We start from the raw sequence: 18909 nt of genomic DNA, 5'->3' as shown, positions 1-18909 counted from the left end.
GATATAGATACTCTACGGAGTCCTCGGGAGTCGGGGGCGGCGTCAGTTGAGGAGCAGGCCGGCGTCGACGAGGAGCAAGACGGCGACGAGCGCGGCACCGAGGTAGAACGGTGCGGCCTTCTCGGCGGGCGTTCGGACCTTCTTCTCCGCGAGGCCGTCTTTCGCGCGGGCCCGGCCGACTTCGACGAGGCCGGTCAGGACGAACCAGAGCGCGAGCATCCCGAGGACGAGGTGGCCGCGGCCGGAGCCGAACAGGCTGTCGACCGTGTAGCGCGTGCCGGCGAGGTGGCCGCCGGTCGCGAACATCACGAGCGAGGCCCCGCGAGACCACATCGTCAGGCGCGAGACCACCGATTCGAACGCGGCGGCGCGGATGTTCCCGGCGCGGGCGGTCGGCAACACGGCGAGCGCGAAAAAGAGGACGCTCCCCGTCCAGAGACCGCCCACGACGAGGTGGAGCGTTGCCATCACGGTGTCGATGAGTGCCATGTCCGTCGGGTTAGTTCAGCGATGCTTGAAGGTTTCACCTTCGCTCGGGCGGGACCGGCGGGGAGCTGGATGCGGACGACGGCGCGTGAGCGAGTCAGCGAGTCACCGCCGGGGCACCGACCTCAGCGAAGCACGGCGGGCGGCTTCGCCGTCACGTCGAGGTCGGCCGCGTAGTGGAGTATCGGGTCGCCGCCGGGGTGGTCGAAGCCGCAGGCCTCGAACATCGTGTTCGCGCGAATCTCCGCTTCCACGTCCTGTATCGGCCACGGGTCGTGGTCGATGTCGCCGATGACGACGGGCCAGTCGTCCGTGTAAAAGCGGTAGTTCTCGACGAGGAACGCGTCGAGCGAGCCGGGTTCGAGGGTTCGAACCTCGCCGGTCGGTCGGTAGGTCGCCTCGAACCGCGCTTCCGGCGTCTCGGCCGTCGCGGGCCGGTAGCTCTCGTAGTCGACCGTGCCGTCTCGCTCCTCGACCGAGATGTTCGCGTAGTGGTACGGGAGCCGGTAGCCCAGCCGAGCCATCGTCACGCCGAGGCGGTCCGCGGCGTCGAGGGTGAAGAAGTAGACGCCGCGGGGGCCGCCGTCGGCGGGTTCGACGTAGGTCCGGAGGTTCACCTCGGGGAACCCGAGCCCCACGGGCGACCCGCGCGGGCGGATGTCCGTCATGTCGAACGAGACGACGCCGAGCCACGCCCGCCCGTCGTGGGTGGCCACCGAGAGCCGGTCGGGGAGTCGCGGCTCCACGAGTTCGGGGTCGACCGGCCAGTGGGCGAACAGCGTGTGCCGCCAGCGCATCGACAGGAGGTCCATGACGGCCGTTAGGACCGACGACGGGTGTGGGTTTCGGCGGCCGTGCGGTTGGGCACCCGCGTCGCCGGCCGTCGCCCGCCCACCCCGCCGAAACGAACTCCTGTCTGGCGACCAATCTCCGCCCATGGGACTCGAAAACGAAAGCGGCACGTTCGACATCGGCGGCGACCTCACGGTACACCGACTCGGCTTCGGCGCGATGCGTATCACCGGCGACGACATCATCGGCGAGCCCGACGACGTGGAGAACGCGCGAAAGGTCCTCCACGAGACGCTCGTCCACGGCGTCGACCTCATCGACACGGCCGACTCCTACGGCCCCGCCGTCTCCGAGCGCCTCATCGGCGAGGCGCTCGCGCCCTATCCGGACGACCTCGTGGTCGCCACCAAGGGCGGCCTGCTTCGCAACACCGACGGCGACTGGAAGCCAAACGGCGACCCCGACTACCTCCGGAACGCCGTCCTCGGGAGCCTCGACCGCCTCCGAACCGACACCATCGACCTCTATCAGCTCCACCGACCCGACCCGCACGTCGCCTTCGAGGACTCGGTCCACGCGCTCGCCGAGATGAAAGACGAGGGACTGATTCGGCACGTCGGCCTCTCGAACGTCTCGGTCGAACAGCTCGACGAGGCGCGCGACATCGTCGACATCGCCACGGTCCAGAACCGCTTCAACGTCGGCGACCGCGAGTTCGAGGCGAGCCTCGACGCCTGCGAGGAGTACGGTATCGGCTTCATCCCGTGGTACCCGCTCGGCGCGGGCGACCTCGGCGACCGGGCCGACGCCGTCTCCGCGGTCGCGGCGAAACACGATGCAACGACCCAACAAATCGCTCTCGCGTGGCTCCTGCACCGCGCCGACGTGATGCTCCCCATCCCCGGCACGTCCAGCGTTTCGCACCTCCGAGACAACGTGGCGGCCTCGCACATCGACCTCGACGACGAGGACATGGACCGACTCGCCTGACATGAACTTCACCGTCGTGCAGGGCGACATCGCCGCCCAGTCGGCCGACGCGCTGGTGAACGCCGCGGGAACGAGTCTCCGCATGGGGTCGGGCGTCGCGGGCGCGCTCCGTCGCGGCGGCGGTCCCGAACTGAACGAGGCCGCGATGGCGAAGGGGCCGATAGACCTCGGCGCGGTCGCCGTCACCGACGCTTTCGACCTCGACGCCGAGGTCGTGATTCACGCCGCGGCGATGCCACACTACGGCGACGGGCGGGCGACCGCCGAGAGCATCCGTGACGCCACGCGAAACGCCCTGCGAGCCGCGGACGACCACGGTTGCGAATCGCTCGTGATTCCGGCGCTCGGCTGCGGCGTCGCCGGGTTCGACCTCGCCGACGGCGCGCGACTCATCTGCGAGGAACTCCGGTCGTTCGAGCCGTGTTCGCTCCGCGACGTTCGGTTCATCGCCTACGCGGACGACGAGTTCGAGACGGTCTCGCGGGTCGCCGACGCGGTCGGGGCGGAGACGGAGGAATAACAGTGGGCGACGCGGGCGACCCGGGACTGTCGGCGGGCGGGATTGACGCCGCCGGAGTCGCCGACGAAGACGCCGCCCCGGAGCTGTGTCCCGTCTGCTCGACGCCCTACGACTCCGTCTCGCTCCACGACCGCGGCCTGCTCGTCAATCTCCTCGACAACGAGCGGTACCGTCGCGTCTGCTTCGAGCCGGTCGAACGCGACGGGCGGCCGCACGTCCGGTTTTTCCACCACACCCACGAGCAGGTCGGCGGGGACGACTGACCGAGTGAGAGCGGGGTGGCGAGCGGGTGCGGAGGCGCAAGCGACGCGACCGCACCTGATTCACCTCGACTCGCCTAACTCCACGGGCGTTCCGTGAACTCGCCGGCCTCGATTTCGCGCTCTATCTCGCGGAGCGTCGCGTCGTCGACGCTGACGAGGTGGCAAAGCGGGTGACCGGGCGCGGCGACCGGGTTCTGGAGGACGCCGGCGACGAGGCCGGTGAAGGGGGCCGAGACGCGCTTTTCTCTCGTCTTGAAGTGGTCCGAGATGGTGCAGATGGTGTCGCCCTCGTGGACCAGCGGCACGTCGCCGTACTGCATCTCGACGAGGCCGCCCACGTCGGCGCGGAGCCACGTCTTGTCCGTCGCGGAGTCGATGACGCGCGTCCAGCCCGGCCAGCTGACCGGCTTCTTCGGGAGGACGCCGTACTCGGCGAGGACGCTCTCGACGCCTTCGAGCGCGCGGTCGACCATCGCGGGCTGGAATCGGTGGGCGCGGCCCATCTCGACGGTGATAGTCGGAATCCCGTCGTTCGTGGCGACGGTGCGGAGCGAACTCGCCTCGGCCTCGCCCGAGAGGATGAGGTTCGCGCCGAACGACCGCGCGAGGCGGGCGACCTCGGGGCGGTTCATGTCGGCGCGGACGTGGTACATCGTCGTCCGGTTGCGCGTCGAGGTGTGGAAGTCGATGCCGAGGTCGCAGGGCTCGACGAACCGACGGTAGATTTGGTTCGCCATGCGCTCGGCCGTGTTCGCGCCGTCGCGGCCGGGGAACGACCGGTTCAGGTCGAGGTCGTAGATGGGGATGTAGCGCTGTTGGGCGAGGTACCCCGGAACGTTCGCCACGTGGATGCAGACGATGGTACCGTGGATGTCGGCGGGGTTGTACCGGCTCGCGACCTCCTGCATCACCTTCACGCCGTTGAGTTCGTCGCCGTGGAGCGCCGCGGTCATGAAGACCGACGGCCCGCCCTGCTCGCCGTTGATGACAGTGACGGGTATCTCGACGGGGTCGCCGAGGTACGTTTCGCTGATTTCGTACCTGAGATGTCGCACCTCGCCCGGCGGCACCTCCGAGTCGTACCTGAACGGTTCGGGGTCCATGGGACGTTCATCGGAGCCGACGGGTAAGAAGGTTGACCGGCTTCCGGCCTCGTCCGGACAGACGCGGGACAATACGGCTATCTCCGCCGCAGTCGTCTGTCTCTCCGAGAGATGTGTATCCACAGATGACGGCGAAACGTCCGGTCTGCAAGCGGTGCGGTTCCCCCGTGGGCCCCGGTGGCGTGGTCGTCCGACACGCCGGCTCGGACCCCTTGCAGGTGTCGGAGTGCGGGCGCTGCGGCGCGATTATCGATATCGGCGGCGGGACCCGTTGGTGAACTGACGCGGCGACGACCGTCGCGTCGATTTACGTCGCTCGCGCGCCATGTCGTCCTCATGGCGACTCCTCGGCTCGACGACCCGCTCGACATCGGCGGGCTCACGCTGCGAAACAGGCTCTATCGCGCGCCGGTGCTCGAATGCGCGGGGACCGGTCCCGAGACCCCCGAGCGCCTCGCGGCCGAACTCGAACCCGCGGCGCGGGCCGGTGCGGGACTCATCTGTCAGGGGGCGACTATCGTCCGCGAGGCGGGCGGCTGCGCCGCGCCGGGGATGACGCGAATCGCGGACCCGGAGTTCGCGGCGTCGCTGTCGGCGGTGACCGAGCGAATCCACGACCACGGCGCGGCCGTCGCGGTCCAGTTGGAGTACGGCGGCCTGCGGAGCATGGAGACGTGGCACGCCGAGTACCGACGCGACCACCCGGATTTGCAACAGCTCGCCGTCTCCCAGCCGCCACGACTCCTCAGACTCCTCGACGCCCTCGGCTTTCTCGACTACGACGCGCGCGTCATGACGACCGACGAGGTGTACGACCTCGCGGCCGACTTCGGTCGCTCCGCGGCGATGGCCGTCGACGCCGGCTACGACGTGGTCCACGTCGCCGGCGCGAACATGGGTATCGTCCACCAGTTCCTCTCGCCGTTCTACAACCGCCGGGACGACGAGTTCGGCGACGGCGTCCGGTTTCTGGAGGTCGTCGCCGACGAGGTTCGCTCGCGGGCGGGCGACGTGCCGCTCATGACGAAAGTGCCGGCGGAGACGGCCGCGCCGCCCGGCGTCCGCCGACGGCTGACCGAGGACGACGCGGTCGAACTCTGTCGTCGACTCGACGGGGCGGGCTACGACGCGCTCGTCCCCGTCTCGGGGTCGGTGTTCTGGGACGCGAGCATCGTCCGCGGGTCGTTCCCGGCCCGCGCGTGGCGCGACGACCGCTACCGCGACGGCTACGCCGCGGCCTTCGGCGGCCCGCTTCGCGCGCGACTCGTCGAACTCGGCAACCGAATCGAGGCGGCGTGGTACGACTTCGACCCGGCGTGGAACGCCGACCTGTGCCGTCGGGTCCGCGACGCCGTCTCGGTGCCCGTGCTCTGCGAGGGCGGCATCCGCGAGCGCGGCGAAATCGACCGACTGCTCGGTGACGCCTGCGACGCCGTCGGGATGGCGCGGCCGTTTTACGCCGAGCCGGAGCTCCCCGCGCGACTGCTCGGCCGCGACGTCTCGGCCGACACGCGGGTCGTCTGCGAGAACTGCAACAACTGCGCGGTGCCGCAGGCGACGGGCGCGCCGGGCGTCTGTCGAACGTCCGACGTGTTGGCCCGCGCAGGAACCCTCAGAATGGAGGGAGCATACGACACAGACTCCGAAACGGCGGACGACGACGAGCCCGACCCGGTGGGTTAATAAGGCTCTCGTCGGTCAATCTGGGTAATGGCGCGCGACCGGTCCGCGATGGAGTCGGCCGAACTGACGGCGGTGCTCGACGCGCTCGACGACGCGGACGCACGAGCCATCATCAGAGGACTCGAAGAACCCATGACGGCAAGTGAAATTTCAGACACGTGTGACATCCCGCTTTCGACGACGTACAGGAAGTTGGACCTGCTCACCGAGGCGGCGCTCCTCGCCGAGGGGACCCAGATTCGCGCGGACGGTCACCACGCGACGACCTACGAGGTCGCCTTCGACGAGGTTCGAATCGCTCTCAACGAGGACCGCGACTTCGACGTCGCGGTCGGCCGCCCGGAGCAGACGCCCGACGAACGCCTCGCGGACATCTGGTCGCGGGTCCGGAGGGAGACCTGATGGGGCACCTCAGCGCCTCGCCGACGATTACGACGATGATTATCGTCGTCAAGACGGGCATCCTCGTCCTCGGCGGGCTCATCACCTACTTCAGCTACAAGGCGTACCGGAACACCGGGGCGGCGTCGCTCCGCGCGCTCGCGCTCGGCTTCGGTATCGTCACGCTCGGCGCGATGCTCGGCGGCGCGCTCGACGTGATTCTCAACGTCGACCTCGCCACCGGACTGCTCTTCGACTCGGTGCTGACGCTCGTCGGCTTCGCGGTCATCACCTACTCGCTGTACGTCGACTGAGCTGGTTCGGGAGGCCGACCCCGGCCGACTCAGCTCGAACCGTCTCCGAACCAGCCCGTAACTCGCGGTCGCGCCCCCGCCGTTTCTGTCACGTCTCTCGGTCGTGAACCGCAGCGATATCCCGGGGCGTGTCGCTCGTCACCACGAACCAATGGCTGCAGGTATTATTGCTCGAATTGTGCAAAACCGTTATTAGGGAGCGGCCGGTACCAGTAGGTATGTCCGACGACGAACTGAACGATATCCGGCAGCAGAAACGCGAACAGCTCGAATCCCAGCTCCGCGGCGACGGCGGAAGCACGGCGAAAGAAGCCGCAGCTTCCCCCTCGGAGCCCGTCCACGTCGACGGCGCTGAGGACCTGGAAGACGTCGTCTCCACGAACGACGTGGTGCTCGTCGATTTCTACGCGGACTGGTGCGGTCCGTGCAAGATGCTCGAACCAACGGTGAAGAAGCTCGCGCAGAACACCGACGCCGCGGTCGCCAAGGTCGACGTGGACGCGAACCAGGAACTCGCCGCCCAGTACCAGGTCCGGGGCGTCCCGACGATGGTGCTTTTCGCCGACGGTGAGGCGGTCGAACAGCTCGTGGGCGTCCGCGGCTACGACGACCTGAAGAACCTCGTCGAATCCCACCTCGGGTAAGCGTTCTCTCCCCCCGAGACTCGGGGTCGATTTATTGGCGCTCTCGTCCGACCTTCGGGTATGCAACTCCTCGCCGAGCCCATCGACATCGGAACCCGGTCGCCGACGGTCCTCCTGAACGAGAGCGACGCGGCCGAACTCGGGGTCCACGCGCTCGAACGCGTCCAACTGCGGCGAGACGGGCGGACGACCATCGCCATCGTGGAGCTGACGGACGAACTCGTTTCCGAGGGGACCCTCGGCGTGACGCGCCGACTCGGCCACATCGAGGGCGAGGTCGAGGTGTCGGTCGCGCCGCAACCCGACTCGGTGTACTACATCCGCAAGAAGCTCGACGACATCGAACTCGAAGCCGACGAACTGTCCCAACTCGTCCGCGACATCTACGAGGAACGCCTCGCCGACGTGGAACTCGGGGCGTACGTCTCCGCGACCTACACGAACGGGCTGTCGATGGAGGAGACGATGCACCTCACGGAGTCGATGGCGGACGTGGGCGAGACCATCGCGTGGGAAGAGCCGGTCATCGCCGACAAGCACTCCATCGGGGGCGTCGCGGGCAACCGCGTCACGCCGATTCTCGTCCCCATCGTCGCCGCGGCGGGGCTGAAGATTCCGAAGACCTCCTCGCGGGCCGTCACCTCCGCGGCGGGCACCGCCGACACGATGGAGGTCCTCTGCGACGTGGAGTTCTCCGTCGCGGAGATACGCGACATCGTCGGGAAGACCGGCGGCTGTCTCGTCTGGGGCGGCGCGGTGAACCTCTCGCCGGTCGACGACCGCATCATCCGCGCCGAGACGCCGCTCTCCATCGACCCGAAGGGGCAGCTCATCGCCTCCGTCCTCTCGAAGAAACAGAGCGCCGGCTCGACCAACGTCGTCGTCGACATCCCCTACGGCGAGGGCGCGAAAGTCGAGAGCCTCGCCGAGGCGCGCGAACTCGCGAAGGACTTCAACCGCGTCGGCGACCACCTCGGGATGGCGGTCGAGTGCGCCATCACGAACGGGGCCGCGCCGGTCGGCCGCGGGGTCGGTCCCGTGCTCGAAGCCCGCGAGGTCCTCGCCACCCTCGCCGGCGGCGGCCCGAACGACCTGCGGATGAAGGCGGTTCGCCTTGCCGACCTGCTGTTCGAGTCCGTCGGCGTCGACGCCGACGCCGCCGAGATTCTCGACTCCGGGCGGGCCGAAGAGACCTTCCGCGAGATACTCGCCGCGCAGAACGGCGACCCCGACGTGGAGGCCGCCGACCTCTCGCCGGGGCGGCACACCGTCGCGGTCCGCGCCGAACGCGACGGCGTGGTCACGCACGTCAACAACCGCCTCGTCAACGAGGTCGCCCGCCGGGCCGGCGCGCCGAGAGACCCCGGCGCGGGCCTCGAACTCCACCGCCGCCTCGGCGAGATGGCCGCCAGCGGCGAGACGCTGTTCACGGTCCACGCCGAGTCCGAAGACAAGCTCGCCGACGCGAAGGCGCTCACCGAGCGCGTCGAGACCGTCCGGGTTCGACACCCCGACGAGGCGCTCGTCGACCGGGTCTGAGAGCCGTCTCCGCGGCGACCTTTTTGCGTCCGACGCCCGTAGTTCTCGCATGGACGACCGCGTACATCCCGAGGTCCGACGCACCGCGACGGAAATCGACACGATGGAGGTTCGCGGCGCGGCGACCATCGCCGACGCGGCCGCTCGGGCGCTCCGGACGCAGGCCACGGAGAGCGACGCCGCCGACGCCGAGGCGTTCCGGGCCGAGCTCCGCGCGGCCGCCCGGACGCTCCACGAGACGCGGCCGACGGCCGTGAGCCTCCCAAACGCCCTCCGGTACGTCCTCCGCGGCATGTCGAGTACGACCGTCGAGGGGCTCCGACAGAACGTCGTCGACTCGGCCGACGAGTTCTGCGCCCGGCTCGAACGGGCGCAGGCCGACCTCGGACAGGTCGGCGCGAACCGCCTCCGCGACGGCGACACCATCATGACCCACTGCCACTCGACGGACGCGCTGGCGTGCGTCGAGGCCGCCGTCGAGCAGGGAAAGCACATCGAGGCGGTCGTCAAGGAGACGCGGCCGCGAAATCAGGGACACATCACCGCGAAGCGACTCCACGAACTGGGCGTGCCCGTCACGCTCATCGTCGACTCGGCGGCCCGCCGCTACCTCAACGACGTGAACCACGTGCTCGTCGGCGCGGACGCCGTCGCGGCCGACGGGAGCGTCATCAACAAAATCGGAACGAGCGGCCTCGCGGTCAACGCCCGCGACCGGGGGACGCCCATCACGGTCGCCGCCCAGACGCTCAAGCTCCACCCGGGGACGATGACCGGTCACACCGTCGATATCGAGATGCGCGACACCGCCGAGGTCGTCGACGACGAGACGCTCGCGGAACTCGGCAACCCGACCGTCAAGAACCCCGCGTTCGACGTGACGCCGCCACGCTACGTGGATGCCATCGTCACCGAGCGCGGGCAGTTCCCGCCGGAGAGCATCGTCATCCTGATGCGGGAACTGTTCGGCGAGGGGACCAGCGAACCGTGGGCGGAGCCCTAGTCACGACCGGCCGACGAGGTCGGCCATGACTTTCATCTCCGCTTTTCGCAGGTGCTCCGCCGCGGTGCTCGTCGAGCAGTCGAGCCGCGCGGCCACGTCGGCGACCGACCCGGTCCGCGGCTCGCGGTAGTAGCCGCAGTCGACGGCGACCTCGACGGCCTCGCGCTGGCGGGGCGACAGCGACCCGGCCGAAACGCTCCCCGGCCCCGTGTACTCCCGCACCCGCACGACTTCGAGGCCGCGGCCCTCGGGGAGCTGTTCGACCGCCGACTGGAGCGCCCCGTCGGTCCCGACGAGCGTCATCGAGACCGTCCCGTCGCCGTCGAAGACGACCGGCGGGACGACGATGAGCCCGCCCCGCGTGACGGCGGCCGTCTGCCTCGTTCCCGCCGCGTCGAGCCGCTCGTCAACCACGATGAAAAAGGAGTCGCCTGGGAGCTGGGAGAGCTCGTACGACAGGATGCGCTCCGTCTCCGCGAGCGCCGCCTCGTAGGCCTCGACGTCGGTCCCGAAGACCTCGAAGACGATGGTGTTCCTGTCGGTCACCGCCGGGTTCCAGTGGTGGAGTTCGGTCCGCTCGAACGCCTCGTGTTCGACGACGAACTCGTGCATCGGATGCAGCTGTTCGTCGTCGGGCGTGAAGCGAAGCCTGACCGATTTCATGCCGGCGAATTGATTCGACTGCGACATAAAAACCGGCCGCACTCGTGAGGCAGAACGACGAACCGACGACCGGACGAACGGGCGGATGTCAACCGTCATGTCACTCGAACGCCCGCAGCAGTCCCCCGAGTCCGACGCCGACCCCGCCGCGCTCGCCGACGACGCTTCCGGTCCCCTCGACGCCGACGCGCTCCGGCGGGCGTTGGGCGACGCCGTCCTCGCCACCGAAGCGCACGTCCACGCGCCCGCGGTGCAGGTTCGCCCCGACGCGGTGCAGTCGTCGCTCTCGACGCTCCGCGACGACCTCGGCCTCGACCACCTCTCGTGTGTGACCGCCCAGGAGTACGAGGACCGCTACGAGTCCGTCTACCACCTGAAGTCGTACGACGACCCGACCCGGGAGGCGAGCGTCGTCGTCCCGACGCCCCGCTCCGACCCCGTCAGCCAGTCGGCCGCGCCGGTGTTCCGGACGGCCGAGTGGCACGAGCGCGAGGCGTACGACCTCGTCGGCATCGAGTACGAGGGACACCCGGACTTACGTCGTATCCTCCTGCCGGAGACGTGGCAGGGTCACCCGCTCGGGTTGGACTACGACCAGACGCGCCCGCAGGTGGTCCGGTACGACGAGAACGCGAACCCGCTGGCCGAGGACGGCCGCGCCGGCTCGAACACGATGCTTCTCAACATCGGGCCGCACCACCCGGCGACCCACGGCGTGATGCACCTGCAGGTCACGCTGGACGGCGAGCAGGTCGCCGACGTGGAGCCGGACATCGGCTACATCCACCGCTGCGAGGAGCAGATGTGCCAGCGGGGCACCTACCGGCACCAGATTATGCCGTACCCCGACCGCTGGGACTGGGGCGGCGGCGGCCTCCTGAACGAGTGGGCCTACGCCCGCACCGCCGAGGCGCTGGCGGACATCGACGTGCCCGAGTACGCGCAGGTGCTCCGGACGCTGGCGGCCGAACTGAGCCGCATCCTCTCGCACATGCTCGCGGTCGGCGCGTACGCGCTCGACGTCGTCGGCGACTTCACCGCGACGTTCATGTACGCCATGCGGGACCGCGAACTCGTCCAGAACGTCCTCGAAGACCTCACGGGCCAGCGGCTGATGTTCAACTACTTCCGGCTCGGCGGGGTCGTCTGGGACCTCCCCGAACCCCGCGAGGAGTTCTTCGAGAAGATTCGGACGTTCGTCGACGGCCTCCCCGAGAAACTGCGGGAGTACCACGACCTCCTGACGGCGAACGAGATTCTGCAGGCCCGCACGCTCGAAACCGGTATCCTCCCGCCCGAGGTGGCGAAGGACTACGGCGTGACGGGACCGGTTGCCCGCGGCTCCGGCATCGACTACGACCTCCGCCGCGACGACCCCTACGGCTACTACGACGAACTCGACTGGCAGGTCGCCGTCGAGGACGACTGCGACAACTTCGCGCGCCTGCTCGTCCGCCTCCGGGAGGTCGAGGAGTCGGCCAAAATCGTCGCGCAGTGCGTCGACCTGCTCGAAGAGTGGCCCGAAGACGAGCGGACCATCCAGTCGAACGTCCCGCGCACCATCAAGCCGGACGACGACACCGAGGTCTACCGCGCGGTCGAAGCCGCGAAGGGCGAACTCGGCATCTACATCCGCGCCGACGGCACCGACACCCCGGCGCGGTTCAAGATTCGCGGCCCTTCGTTTTCGAACCTCCAGTCACTCCCCGAGATGGCCGAAGGCGAGTACATCCCGGACCTCATCGCTGCGCTCGGGAGTCTCGACACGATAATGGGAGAAGTAGACCGGTAGCCGGGGTGGGACGGCGGGTGTCGCGCGCCGGCGACGGTTCAGTCGTCCGACGGCGAGGCGGGGCCCGTCGCGTTACCCGACCCGTCGGCGACGGCCTGCGGTCCCGACGGCGGCGACCCGTCGGGGGACGTCCCGGCCGACGCGGGAGCGTCGCCGCCGCGCCCGTTTCCGCCGGTGTCGCCGACGTCGAACCGTCCGACGAGGTCTTTGAGCGACTCCGCGGACTTCGACACCTGCCGGATGTTCCGCGTGACTTCGTTTATCGCGGCGGTCTGTTCTTCGGTCGCCGCGGAGACCGTCGCCGTCTCCGAGGTCGTCTCCTCGCTCACGCTCGACACGTCGTCGACCATCGAGACGACCTCCTCGGTCGAGACGGCCTGGTTCTCGGTCGCCTGCGAAATCTCCTCGACGCCGTGTTCGGCCTCGCGAATCGCCCCGGAGATGTGGTCGAACATCTCGATGGCGTCGCCGATGGTCTCGGACCCGCTCTCGACGCTCTTCTGCATGGACTGCATGTCGTCGACCGTGTCGTCGGCGCGGTCGCGCACCTCGTCGATTTGCGCTTCCACCTCGTCGGTGGCCTGACTGGCCTCCTTCGCCAGCGCCTTGATTTCGTTGGCGACGACGGCGAAGCCCTCGCCGGCCTCGCCCGCGCGGGCCGCTTCGATGGATGCGTTGAGCGCGAGCAGGTCCGTCTGCTCCGCGATGTCGTTGATGAGTTGGACGATTTCGTTGATTTCGCCCACCTGCTCGCCGAGGGCTTCGACCCGCTCGACCGCCTCGTCGGCCTCGGTCTCGATGGTCGATATCTCCTCGGTCGCCTCCGCGGCGTGGTCGCGCCCCTCGTCGGCGAGCGACACGGCCTGGTTCGCCGACTGGACGACGCCGTCGGCGGAGGCGGCGACCTCCTCGATGGTCGCCGAGAGGTCGTTCATCTCGTTTGCGACCGTCTGGAGCCGTTCGGTCTGCTGTTCCGCGCCGTGGGCGATTTCCTCGACCGACCGCGCGGTCTCCTGGCTCGCGGACTCGATTTCCTTCGCGCTCGACACCGTCTCGTTGCTCACCGCCGCGAACTCGTCGGCGACGGACTGCACCTCGACGAAGCCGTCTTGGAGCTTTTGAATCCCGGCGTCGAGGTCGGTCATGATGGCACCGAACTCGCCGGGCAGGTCGGTCCGGAGGTTCTGGTCGAGGTTGCCGTCGCCGAGTTCCTTCCCGGCGGTTCGAAGCGCCGAGACCTGCCGTTGGAGGTTCGACTGCATGTCGTCGAACGCCTCGACCAGCTCCCCGAGTTCGTCGTCGTTGGCGTCGATGTCTTCGTCGTCGTCGAACCGGCCGCGGGCGAGCGACTGCGCGCGGTCCCGAAGCGCCTCTATCGGCTCCGAGAAGTACCGCGCGGCGACGTAGCCGACGCCGACGACGACCACGATGATACCGACGATTAACAGGAGCATGACGTTCCGGGAGGTGTCTGCCCGACTGTTCATCGCCTGTCCGAGCTGTTTGACCGGCCCCGTCACGTCCGACTCGGGGACGGTCGCGACGAGTTTGTACTGCCCGTTGCCGAAGTGGAGCGGCGCGTACCCGACGAAGTACCGGTCCGAGTCGCCGCCTTCGCCGGCCGTCTCGTAGGTGGTGAGGCCGCGCTGGACGAGGCCGGCCGAGAGGTTCTCGGCGACTTCGCCCTCGACGGTTCCGAGCGATTCCTTCGAATCGGTCAGGAGCCTGCCCCCTTCGCCCACGATGGTCATGTGACCGCTCTCGCCGACCTGGATGTCGTCGATGAGCACGTTGAGGAGGTCGAAGTTGAACTGGAGCGTGATGGTCCCCGTGAATTCGCCCCCGTGGTAGACCGGCGCAGTGACGTAGACCGTGGTCCCGTCGTCGGTCGGTACCACCTCACTGACCTGGATTTCACCCTCCTGAAGTCCGGTCGCGCTCTCGAACCATTCCTCTTCGGCGTAGGAGACGTCGGACACCGACCGGGTGGTGATGCCGTCTTCCGTGCGAACCGTTTGGACGATCCCCTGTCCGTTTTCGTCGGTGAACAGAACCTCGTCGTAGGCGGGGCGTTCCTCGCCGTCGATAGTCACGGAGCGCGTTCTGAGGTAGCTCTCGAACGAGTCGTTAATCTGGCCGCGGGCGTCGGCGACGGCGGCCGTCTGAAGCTCGTAGTAGTAGACGCTCGGCGCGAGCACCCAGTCGAAGTCCTCGTGGTAGGCGTACGCGACGAACTTCTCCTCGACGGGGTTGCCCTCCTGCGTGGTGTCTTCCCACTCGTACTCGACGATGCCCCAGTCCTCGCCGTTGCGAACGGCGGCGTTAGACTCGATTTCGGCCGGCACCTGGTTGAACGCCGATATCTCGGTGTCGTCGACGGCGTTGACCCCGTCTTCGAGGCCGTGGTGGACGACGAAGTCGAGGTCGCCGTTCAGGACGAACGCGTAGCCGGTCGACCCGACGTAGCCCGGTCGGAACGCGTCGGAGAGCGTCCCACTCTGTTGAACGCCGTTTCCGGCCGTCCCGGCGATTCGCGCCTCGACTTGGTCTTTCACCTGTTGCTGCTCTGCCGAGGTGAGTTCCTCCCAGTCCCGGCCGCCGTACTGGTTCGCGAGCACCGTCTCTTTCGTCGTCTCGACGGTCGCACGCATCTGGAGCGCCATGTACCCTAACTGCGCCTGGCTCTGTTCCTGGACGAGTTCCATCTGGCCCGCCCGGGCGGCCTCGTAGTTCTGTACCGGTGCCGAGTCCGCCAGCGCGAGCGCGTCGATTCGGCGGACGTCGAGCAGGTTCTGTATCTCCTCTTGCCGGGCGGCGACGGTTTGGTTCAGCTCGCCGGTAATCTGCGCTTCGAGCGTCGCCTCGCTCTGTTCTTGTGCGTAATCGCCAATACTTGACATCCCTTGGACGCCTGCGACGCCCACGACTGCCACGGGTAGCAGCGAGATGGCGAGACACAGCGCGATAAGTTTCGTTCGTATCTTCATGATTTAGTTGATATCGGCGGACCCCGGCACCCCCCAATACACGCCGAGCAGCCGGGTGTGTGACCGAATAGCTCTGAGTTTAGCTCTGCAAAAACAACCGTATAAAACTCACCCGCTAATTATTATCGTCGATATTCGACCCCCGAACCACTTCGGGGAACCGTGGAATGACGGGGAATATCCTCTTCGATATTGTAGTAATAACTCAACACATCTCTGGAGATTGTCACGAACTAGCAACACTTGCGGCCGCGGCGGCGGTCGCGCCGCCTCGTCAGCCCCTACCGCGGCGTCTCCGTCCCCCACTTATCGAGGGCGACGGCGAGTTCGGGCGTCTCCTCGGCGGCCTCCGAGATGGACCGCCCCTCGACGTAGGCGTCGATGGCCGACCGGAGCGCGACCGCGCCCGCGCGGGTCCCGTCGGGGTGGCCGTGGATGCCGCCGCCGAGTTGGACGCAGACGTTCGTTCCCGTGGCGTCGAGTAGGTCGGGGAGCAGGCCGGGGTGGAGCCCGCCGGAGGCGACCGGCAGCACGTCGTTCATCCCGTAGAGGTCGCCCGCGAGCCACTCGTTGATGCCGACGGTGTCCTCGTTGGCGAGCTTGCCGAGGCCGGCGGTGCCGGTGTGGAGCTGGTCGACGCCGCAGAGGCGGCTCACCTGCGCGAGCACCCGCATCGAGACGCCGTGGGCCGGGAGCCGGTCGAAGGCGGCGTGCATGGCGCGGTGGGCGTGGATTGCGATGCCGTGTTTCTCGGTGCGCTCGCGGACGGTCTGGAGGCCCGCCCAGCCCGCGGTGATGATGTCCACCATGACGTACTCGCCGCCCTGCGCGGCCACCTCGTCGACCCGGTCGAGCATCGTCTGGGTGTCGGCGGTGACGTTGATGAGGTAGGACTTCTTCTCGCCCGTCTCGTCCTCGGCGTCGTCGCGGAGCGACAGCGACTCCGTGAGGCGGTCGGAGAAGGGGTTGAACGCCTGGTCGGTCAGGTTCTCGTCGTCCTTCAGGAGGTCGACGCCGCCGACCCACGCGTCGTAGCCGACCTGCGCGTGCGCCGCCGTCGAGAGGCCGACTTTCGGCTTGGGGACCGTCGCCGTGATGGGGCGGTCGGTGACGCCGAATACCTCCTCGCGGACCGAGGACCCGTACAGCGGACCGGGGTACGACGAGACGACCGACTCGGGCCACTCGCAGTCGAGGAGCCGAATCGTATCGACCGCCTTCATACCCATGATGTTGCCGGCGATGCACGACAGCACCTGCGGCATGTTTCCGGGTTCGAACAGTCCGGCGGGGTAGGCGACCCGAATCAGGTCGCCGTCGATGTCGAACGTCGTCGCGCCCATGTCGGTGAAGTCCGCGCCGGTCTGGAGGGCCGCCCACGTGCCGTTGGAGGACTCCGAGGCCACGCGACTCGCCGCCGCCTCCGTCGACATCCCCGTCGCGGGGTCGATGCGGAAGGTGCAGACGAGGTCCTCGTCGGTCGGTTCGTACTCGAGGTCGAGGAAGTCTTCGTACGTGATCCCCATAGCTTCGCCTACGCTCCCGCGGAGCTTAAAACGGCATCCCGAAGCGACTTTGGCCCCTCGACGCGAAGGAGAACGGTTCGGGGCGCAGCGGCGTCATTACGGGGACGTCACGGGGTCACCGCGGGGGCGTCACGCGGTCGGCCCTCCGCGTCAGGGCGACAGCAGCGCCCGGACCTCGCGGAACTCCGGCACGTCGGCGTCGAGGGCGGCACAGAGCGCGTCGGCCGCGCCCAGCAACCACTCGGCGCGCTCCACGCGGGACTCCACGTCGCCCGGCCCGATTCGGTAGCGCTCGACGAGTTCCTCGATGTCCGAGCCCTCGGTCCACTCGTGGAGGATACGGGCGGTCTTGACCGCCGTCAGCCACTCCTCGAAGGGGTCGGCGTCGTGCATCGCGGTGGTGAACTCCGTGGCGTGGCTCCGGGCGTACTGGTACATCAGTGCCCGCTCGCGGTTGCCGAGGTAGGTGTCGTGCATGTCCGGCGTGTCGCAGACGACTTCGAGGGCGGTCCGGGCGGTGACGTGCTCGTCGGCCATCGTCTCGATGGTGCGGATGCCCGAGACGATGCGGGCCCCGGTCGTCGGCGAGACGTACTGTCTGGAGGTCTGTGCGCCCAGCATCGTCGCCGACAGCATCCCCTCGGTCGCGTCGAGGAGCTCCATCGCTTCGAGCTCCGAGACCACGTCGGCGACGAGCCCCGCGAGGTCCACGCTCGGGTTCTGGTGGGCGTAGTAGGTCGCCGAGAACACGTCGGCGACGCCGTCGAGGCTGTCGGCGAACCCGGAGGCGACGACCGAGAGGACGTGCGTCCGGAGCGCCTCGGGGTCGTCGAACTGCGAGTCCACGGCCTCCGCGTCGGCCGTCACGTAGCGGTCGAACAGCTCGGCTTTCGTGTCCGCGTCGCCGACGAGGACCGCCTCCCCGAACGGGTCGAGGTGCGGGCGGCCGGCGCGGCCGCACATCTGGTGGACGTCGAGGACGGGAATCCACGCCATCGAGTCGCCGGTGTAGCGCTTCTGGTCGCGGATGACGACCCGGCGGGCGGGGACGTTCACCCCGGCGGCGAGCGTCGGCGTCGCGCAGATGACCGCGAGCCGGCGGTCTCGAAAGGCGTTCTCGACGGCGACCCGGTGGGCGCTCCGCAGGCCGGCGTGGTGGAAGCCGACGCCGGTCCGGGCGCACTCCGAGAGCTGGCGGCCGGTCGCGGTGCCGCCGAGTTCGTCGAGTTCGTCGCCGAGGGCGGGCGCGGGCGAGAGGTCCTCGTCGGCGAGGCGGTCGGCGAGCGCCTCGGCCTCGCGGCGCGACCGGACGAACGCGAGACACTGCCCGCCGGTCTCGACCGCGTCTTCGACGAGCGCGACGGTCGCCTCCGTGGCCTCGTCGTCGTTCGGGCCGGTCGGGGGGACGACCACGTCGAGGTCGGTGCCGTCGTCGAACTCGACGGTCTCGTCGGCGTAGACGCCGGTCCGGAGCGAGACGGGTCGCCACGTGCTCTCGACCAACGCCGCGTCGAGCCAGTCGGCGATGACCTCGGGGTTGTCGACGGTCGCCGAGAGGGCGACGAGCTGGAGGTCCGGAACGCGGCGCTGGAGCGTGGCCAGCGTGACTTCGAGCGTCGGTCCGCGCCCCGGCGCGCCGAGGAGGTGGACCTCGTCGACGACGACGCAGGCGAGGCGCTCGACCCACGGCGCGCCGTTTCGAATCGCCGAGTCGACCTTCTCGCTCGTGGCGACGACGATGTCGTGGTCGCCGAGCGCCGCCTCGTCCGCGTCGAAGTCGCCCGTGGAGATGCCGACGCTCACGCCGGGAAGTCGGTCGAACGTCTCGTACTTCTCGCGGGCGAGCGCGCGAAGCGGAACGATGTAGAGCGCCGGCCCGTCGGCGGTGAGCATGGCGAGTTCCGCGATGAAGGTCTTGCCGCTGGCGGTCGGAATGGCGGCGACGACGCGGCCGCCCTCCGCGACGCCCGCCTCGACCGCGGCGGCCTGCGGCGGGTAGAGTTCCTCGATACCGTCCGACTCGTAGTGGGAGACGAGGGCCGCCGACAGCGGGAGGTCACGCACGCGCATCTGTCACAGTTCTGGTGGCGGACTCACATAAGTATCTTCGCCGAGCGGGGGTTCGCCGACCGACGGCCCCCGAACCGGGCCGAGACGCTCGGCCTCGTGCGACCGTCAGCCACGGCAGGTATTTCCGTCGGCTTCTCGATATATGGATTGATA

The 18909-nt window shown here is 68.6% G+C and carries 17 protein-coding genes and 1 pseudogene; 10 read left to right on the top strand and 8 right to left on the bottom strand.

What is annotated here, in order from left to right:
• Positions 1 to 42 precede the first annotated feature (42 nt).
• Both DEQ92_RS03980 and DEQ92_RS03975 read right to left on the bottom strand, forming a co-directional pair.
• The gene (locus DEQ92_RS03980) at positions 43 to 489 is read right to left on the bottom strand and encodes a hypothetical protein (protein ID WP_004972323.1); all 447 of its coding nucleotides are present in this window, start codon (positions 487 to 489) and stop codon (positions 43 to 45) included.
• A gap of 122 nt (positions 490 to 611) precedes the next feature.
• Positions 612 to 1298: a YqjF family protein gene (locus DEQ92_RS03975; protein WP_115820438.1), complete on the bottom strand. Its 687-nt coding sequence runs from the start codon at positions 1296 to 1298 to the stop codon at positions 612 to 614.
• Between the two features lie 124 nt (positions 1299 to 1422).
• Here DEQ92_RS03975 and DEQ92_RS03970 point away from each other — a divergent pair, with 124 nt between their 5' ends.
• From DEQ92_RS03970 to DEQ92_RS03960, 3 genes are read left to right on the top strand one after another with little or no spacing between them, the layout of a single operon-like run.
• Positions 1423 to 2268: an aldo/keto reductase gene (locus tag DEQ92_RS03970; RefSeq protein WP_004972319.1), complete on the top strand. Its 846-nt coding sequence runs from the start codon at positions 1423 to 1425 to the stop codon at positions 2266 to 2268.
• A gap of 1 nt (position 2269) precedes the next feature.
• Positions 2270 to 2788 (top strand): macro domain-containing protein, encoded by a 519-nt coding sequence (locus tag DEQ92_RS03965; protein ID WP_115820437.1) that lies wholly within the window; start codon positions 2270 to 2272, stop codon positions 2786 to 2788.
• 2 nt (positions 2789 to 2790) lie between these two features.
• Positions 2791 to 3051: a hypothetical protein gene (locus DEQ92_RS03960; RefSeq protein WP_231608301.1), complete on the top strand. Its 261-nt coding sequence runs from the start codon at positions 2791 to 2793 to the stop codon at positions 3049 to 3051.
• 74 nt (positions 3052 to 3125) lie between these two features.
• On the opposite strand, the gene DEQ92_RS03955 is transcribed toward DEQ92_RS03960, so the two are convergent.
• Positions 3126 to 4154, bottom strand: coding sequence for a succinylglutamate desuccinylase/aspartoacylase family protein (locus tag DEQ92_RS03955; RefSeq protein ID WP_004972312.1), 1029 nt, complete (start codon positions 4152 to 4154; stop codon positions 3126 to 3128).
• 336 nt (positions 4155 to 4490) lie between these two features.
• Between DEQ92_RS03955 and DEQ92_RS03950 the strand changes: the two genes are divergently transcribed.
• The 6 genes from DEQ92_RS03950 (at position 4491) to DEQ92_RS03925 (ending at position 9718) form a co-directional block, all read left to right on the top strand.
• Positions 4491 to 5837: an NADH:flavin oxidoreductase gene (locus DEQ92_RS03950; RefSeq protein WP_115820436.1), complete on the top strand. Its 1347-nt coding sequence runs from the start codon at positions 4491 to 4493 to the stop codon at positions 5835 to 5837.
• 27 nt (positions 5838 to 5864) lie between these two features.
• Positions 5865 to 6239: a helix-turn-helix domain-containing protein gene (locus DEQ92_RS03945; RefSeq protein WP_004972307.1), complete on the top strand. Its 375-nt coding sequence runs from the start codon at positions 5865 to 5867 to the stop codon at positions 6237 to 6239.
• Positions 6239 to 6532, top strand: coding sequence for a hypothetical protein (locus DEQ92_RS03940; protein WP_004972305.1), 294 nt, complete (start codon positions 6239 to 6241; stop codon positions 6530 to 6532). The genes DEQ92_RS03945 and DEQ92_RS03940 overlap by 1 nt, the downstream gene beginning before the upstream one ends.
• 218 nt (positions 6533 to 6750) lie before the next feature.
• Positions 6751 to 7176 (top strand): thioredoxin, encoded by a 426-nt coding sequence (gene trxA / locus DEQ92_RS03935; protein WP_004972302.1) that lies wholly within the window; start codon positions 6751 to 6753, stop codon positions 7174 to 7176.
• A gap of 60 nt (positions 7177 to 7236) precedes the next feature.
• Positions 7237 to 8715: an AMP phosphorylase gene (locus tag DEQ92_RS03930; protein WP_050458827.1), complete on the top strand. Its 1479-nt coding sequence runs from the start codon at positions 7237 to 7239 to the stop codon at positions 8713 to 8715.
• A gap of 49 nt (positions 8716 to 8764) precedes the next feature.
• Positions 8765 to 9718 (top strand): ribose 1,5-bisphosphate isomerase, encoded by a 954-nt coding sequence (locus DEQ92_RS03925; RefSeq protein WP_115820435.1) that lies wholly within the window; start codon positions 8765 to 8767, stop codon positions 9716 to 9718.
• Here the strand turns inward: DEQ92_RS03925 and DEQ92_RS03920 are convergent, their stop codons facing one another.
• Positions 9719 to 10381 carry a helix-turn-helix domain-containing protein gene (locus DEQ92_RS03920; protein WP_004972296.1) on the bottom strand — a complete coding sequence of 221 codons (663 nt, stop codon included), beginning with the start codon at positions 10379 to 10381 and terminating at the stop codon, positions 9719 to 9721. It abuts the gene before it with no gap.
• Between the two features lie 97 nt (positions 10382 to 10478).
• Here DEQ92_RS03920 and DEQ92_RS03915 point away from each other — a divergent pair, with 97 nt between their 5' ends.
• Positions 10479 to 12173 carry an NADH-quinone oxidoreductase subunit D gene (locus tag DEQ92_RS03915; RefSeq protein ID WP_115820673.1) on the top strand — a complete coding sequence of 565 codons (1695 nt, stop codon included), beginning with the start codon at positions 10479 to 10481 and terminating at the stop codon, positions 12171 to 12173.
• Between the two features lie 38 nt (positions 12174 to 12211).
• Here the strand turns inward: DEQ92_RS03915 and DEQ92_RS24525 are convergent, their stop codons facing one another.
• The 4 genes and pseudogenes from DEQ92_RS24525 to DEQ92_RS03900 all read right to left on the bottom strand — a co-directional run bounded on the left by DEQ92_RS24525 (position 12212) and on the right by DEQ92_RS03900 (position 18756).
• Entirely contained in the window at positions 12212 to 13318 is a 1107-nt protein-coding gene (locus DEQ92_RS24525; protein WP_394338710.1) for a methyl-accepting chemotaxis protein, read from the bottom strand.
• A 111-nt stretch (positions 13319 to 13429) separates the two neighbouring features.
• Positions 13430 to 14824: pseudogene (locus DEQ92_RS24520) on the bottom strand (cache domain-containing protein); the annotation flags it as partial.
• Positions 14825 to 15441: 617 nt separating this feature from the next.
• A complete protein-coding gene (gene rbcL, locus DEQ92_RS03905; protein ID WP_004977657.1) occupies positions 15442 to 16686 on the bottom strand; it encodes a type III ribulose-bisphosphate carboxylase in 1245 nt (414 codons plus the stop codon).
• Positions 16687 to 16836: 150 nt separating this feature from the next.
• Positions 16837 to 18756 (bottom strand): DEAD/DEAH box helicase, encoded by a 1920-nt coding sequence (locus DEQ92_RS03900; RefSeq protein ID WP_115820434.1) that lies wholly within the window; start codon positions 18754 to 18756, stop codon positions 16837 to 16839.
• Positions 18757 to 18909 lie beyond the last annotated feature (153 nt).

It is taken from the genome of Haloferax sp. Atlit-6N (assembly GCF_003383195.1).
Classification (GTDB): domain Archaea; phylum Halobacteriota; class Halobacteria; order Halobacteriales; family Haloferacaceae; genus Haloferax; species Haloferax gibbonsii.
Note: the sequence above shows the minus strand (reverse complement) of the source record. Positions and strands in the feature narration are given on the sequence as shown.

Coding starts and splice junctions, on each gene's coding strand:
- DEQ92_RS03950 (WP_115820436.1), top strand. CDS start 4,491: ATGGCGACTCCTCGGCTCGACGACCCGCTCGACATCGGCGGGCTCACG.
- DEQ92_RS03965 (WP_115820437.1), top strand. CDS start 2,270: ATGAACTTCACCGTCGTGCAGGGCGACATCGCCGCCCAGTCGGCCGAC.
- trxA (WP_004972302.1), top strand. CDS start 6,751: ATGTCCGACGACGAACTGAACGATATCCGGCAGCAGAAACGCGAACAG.
- DEQ92_RS03975 (WP_115820438.1), bottom strand. CDS start 1,298: ATGGACCTCCTGTCGATGCGCTGGCGGCACACGCTGTTCGCCCACTGG.
- DEQ92_RS03920 (WP_004972296.1), bottom strand. CDS start 10,381: ATGAAATCGGTCAGGCTTCGCTTCACGCCCGACGACGAACAGCTGCAT.
- DEQ92_RS03945 (WP_004972307.1), top strand. CDS start 5,865: ATGGCGCGCGACCGGTCCGCGATGGAGTCGGCCGAACTGACGGCGGTG.
- DEQ92_RS03940 (WP_004972305.1), top strand. CDS start 6,239: ATGGGGCACCTCAGCGCCTCGCCGACGATTACGACGATGATTATCGTC.
- DEQ92_RS03900 (WP_115820434.1), bottom strand. CDS start 18,756: ATGCGCGTGCGTGACCTCCCGCTGTCGGCGGCCCTCGTCTCCCACTAC.
- DEQ92_RS03955 (WP_004972312.1), bottom strand. CDS start 4,154: ATGGACCCCGAACCGTTCAGGTACGACTCGGAGGTGCCGCCGGGCGAG.
- DEQ92_RS03915 (WP_115820673.1), top strand. CDS start 10,479: ATGTCACTCGAACGCCCGCAGCAGTCCCCCGAGTCCGACGCCGACCCC.
- DEQ92_RS03970 (WP_004972319.1), top strand. CDS start 1,423: ATGGGACTCGAAAACGAAAGCGGCACGTTCGACATCGGCGGCGACCTC.
- DEQ92_RS03980 (WP_004972323.1), bottom strand. CDS start 489: ATGGCACTCATCGACACCGTGATGGCAACGCTCCACCTCGTCGTGGGC.
- DEQ92_RS03930 (WP_050458827.1), top strand. CDS start 7,237: ATGCAACTCCTCGCCGAGCCCATCGACATCGGAACCCGGTCGCCGACG.
- DEQ92_RS24525 (WP_394338710.1), bottom strand. CDS start 13,318: ATGACCGACCTCGACGCCGGGATTCAAAAGCTCCAAGACGGCTTCGTC.
- DEQ92_RS03925 (WP_115820435.1), top strand. CDS start 8,765: ATGGACGACCGCGTACATCCCGAGGTCCGACGCACCGCGACGGAAATC.
- rbcL (WP_004977657.1), bottom strand. CDS start 16,686: ATGGGGATCACGTACGAAGACTTCCTCGACCTCGAGTACGAACCGACC.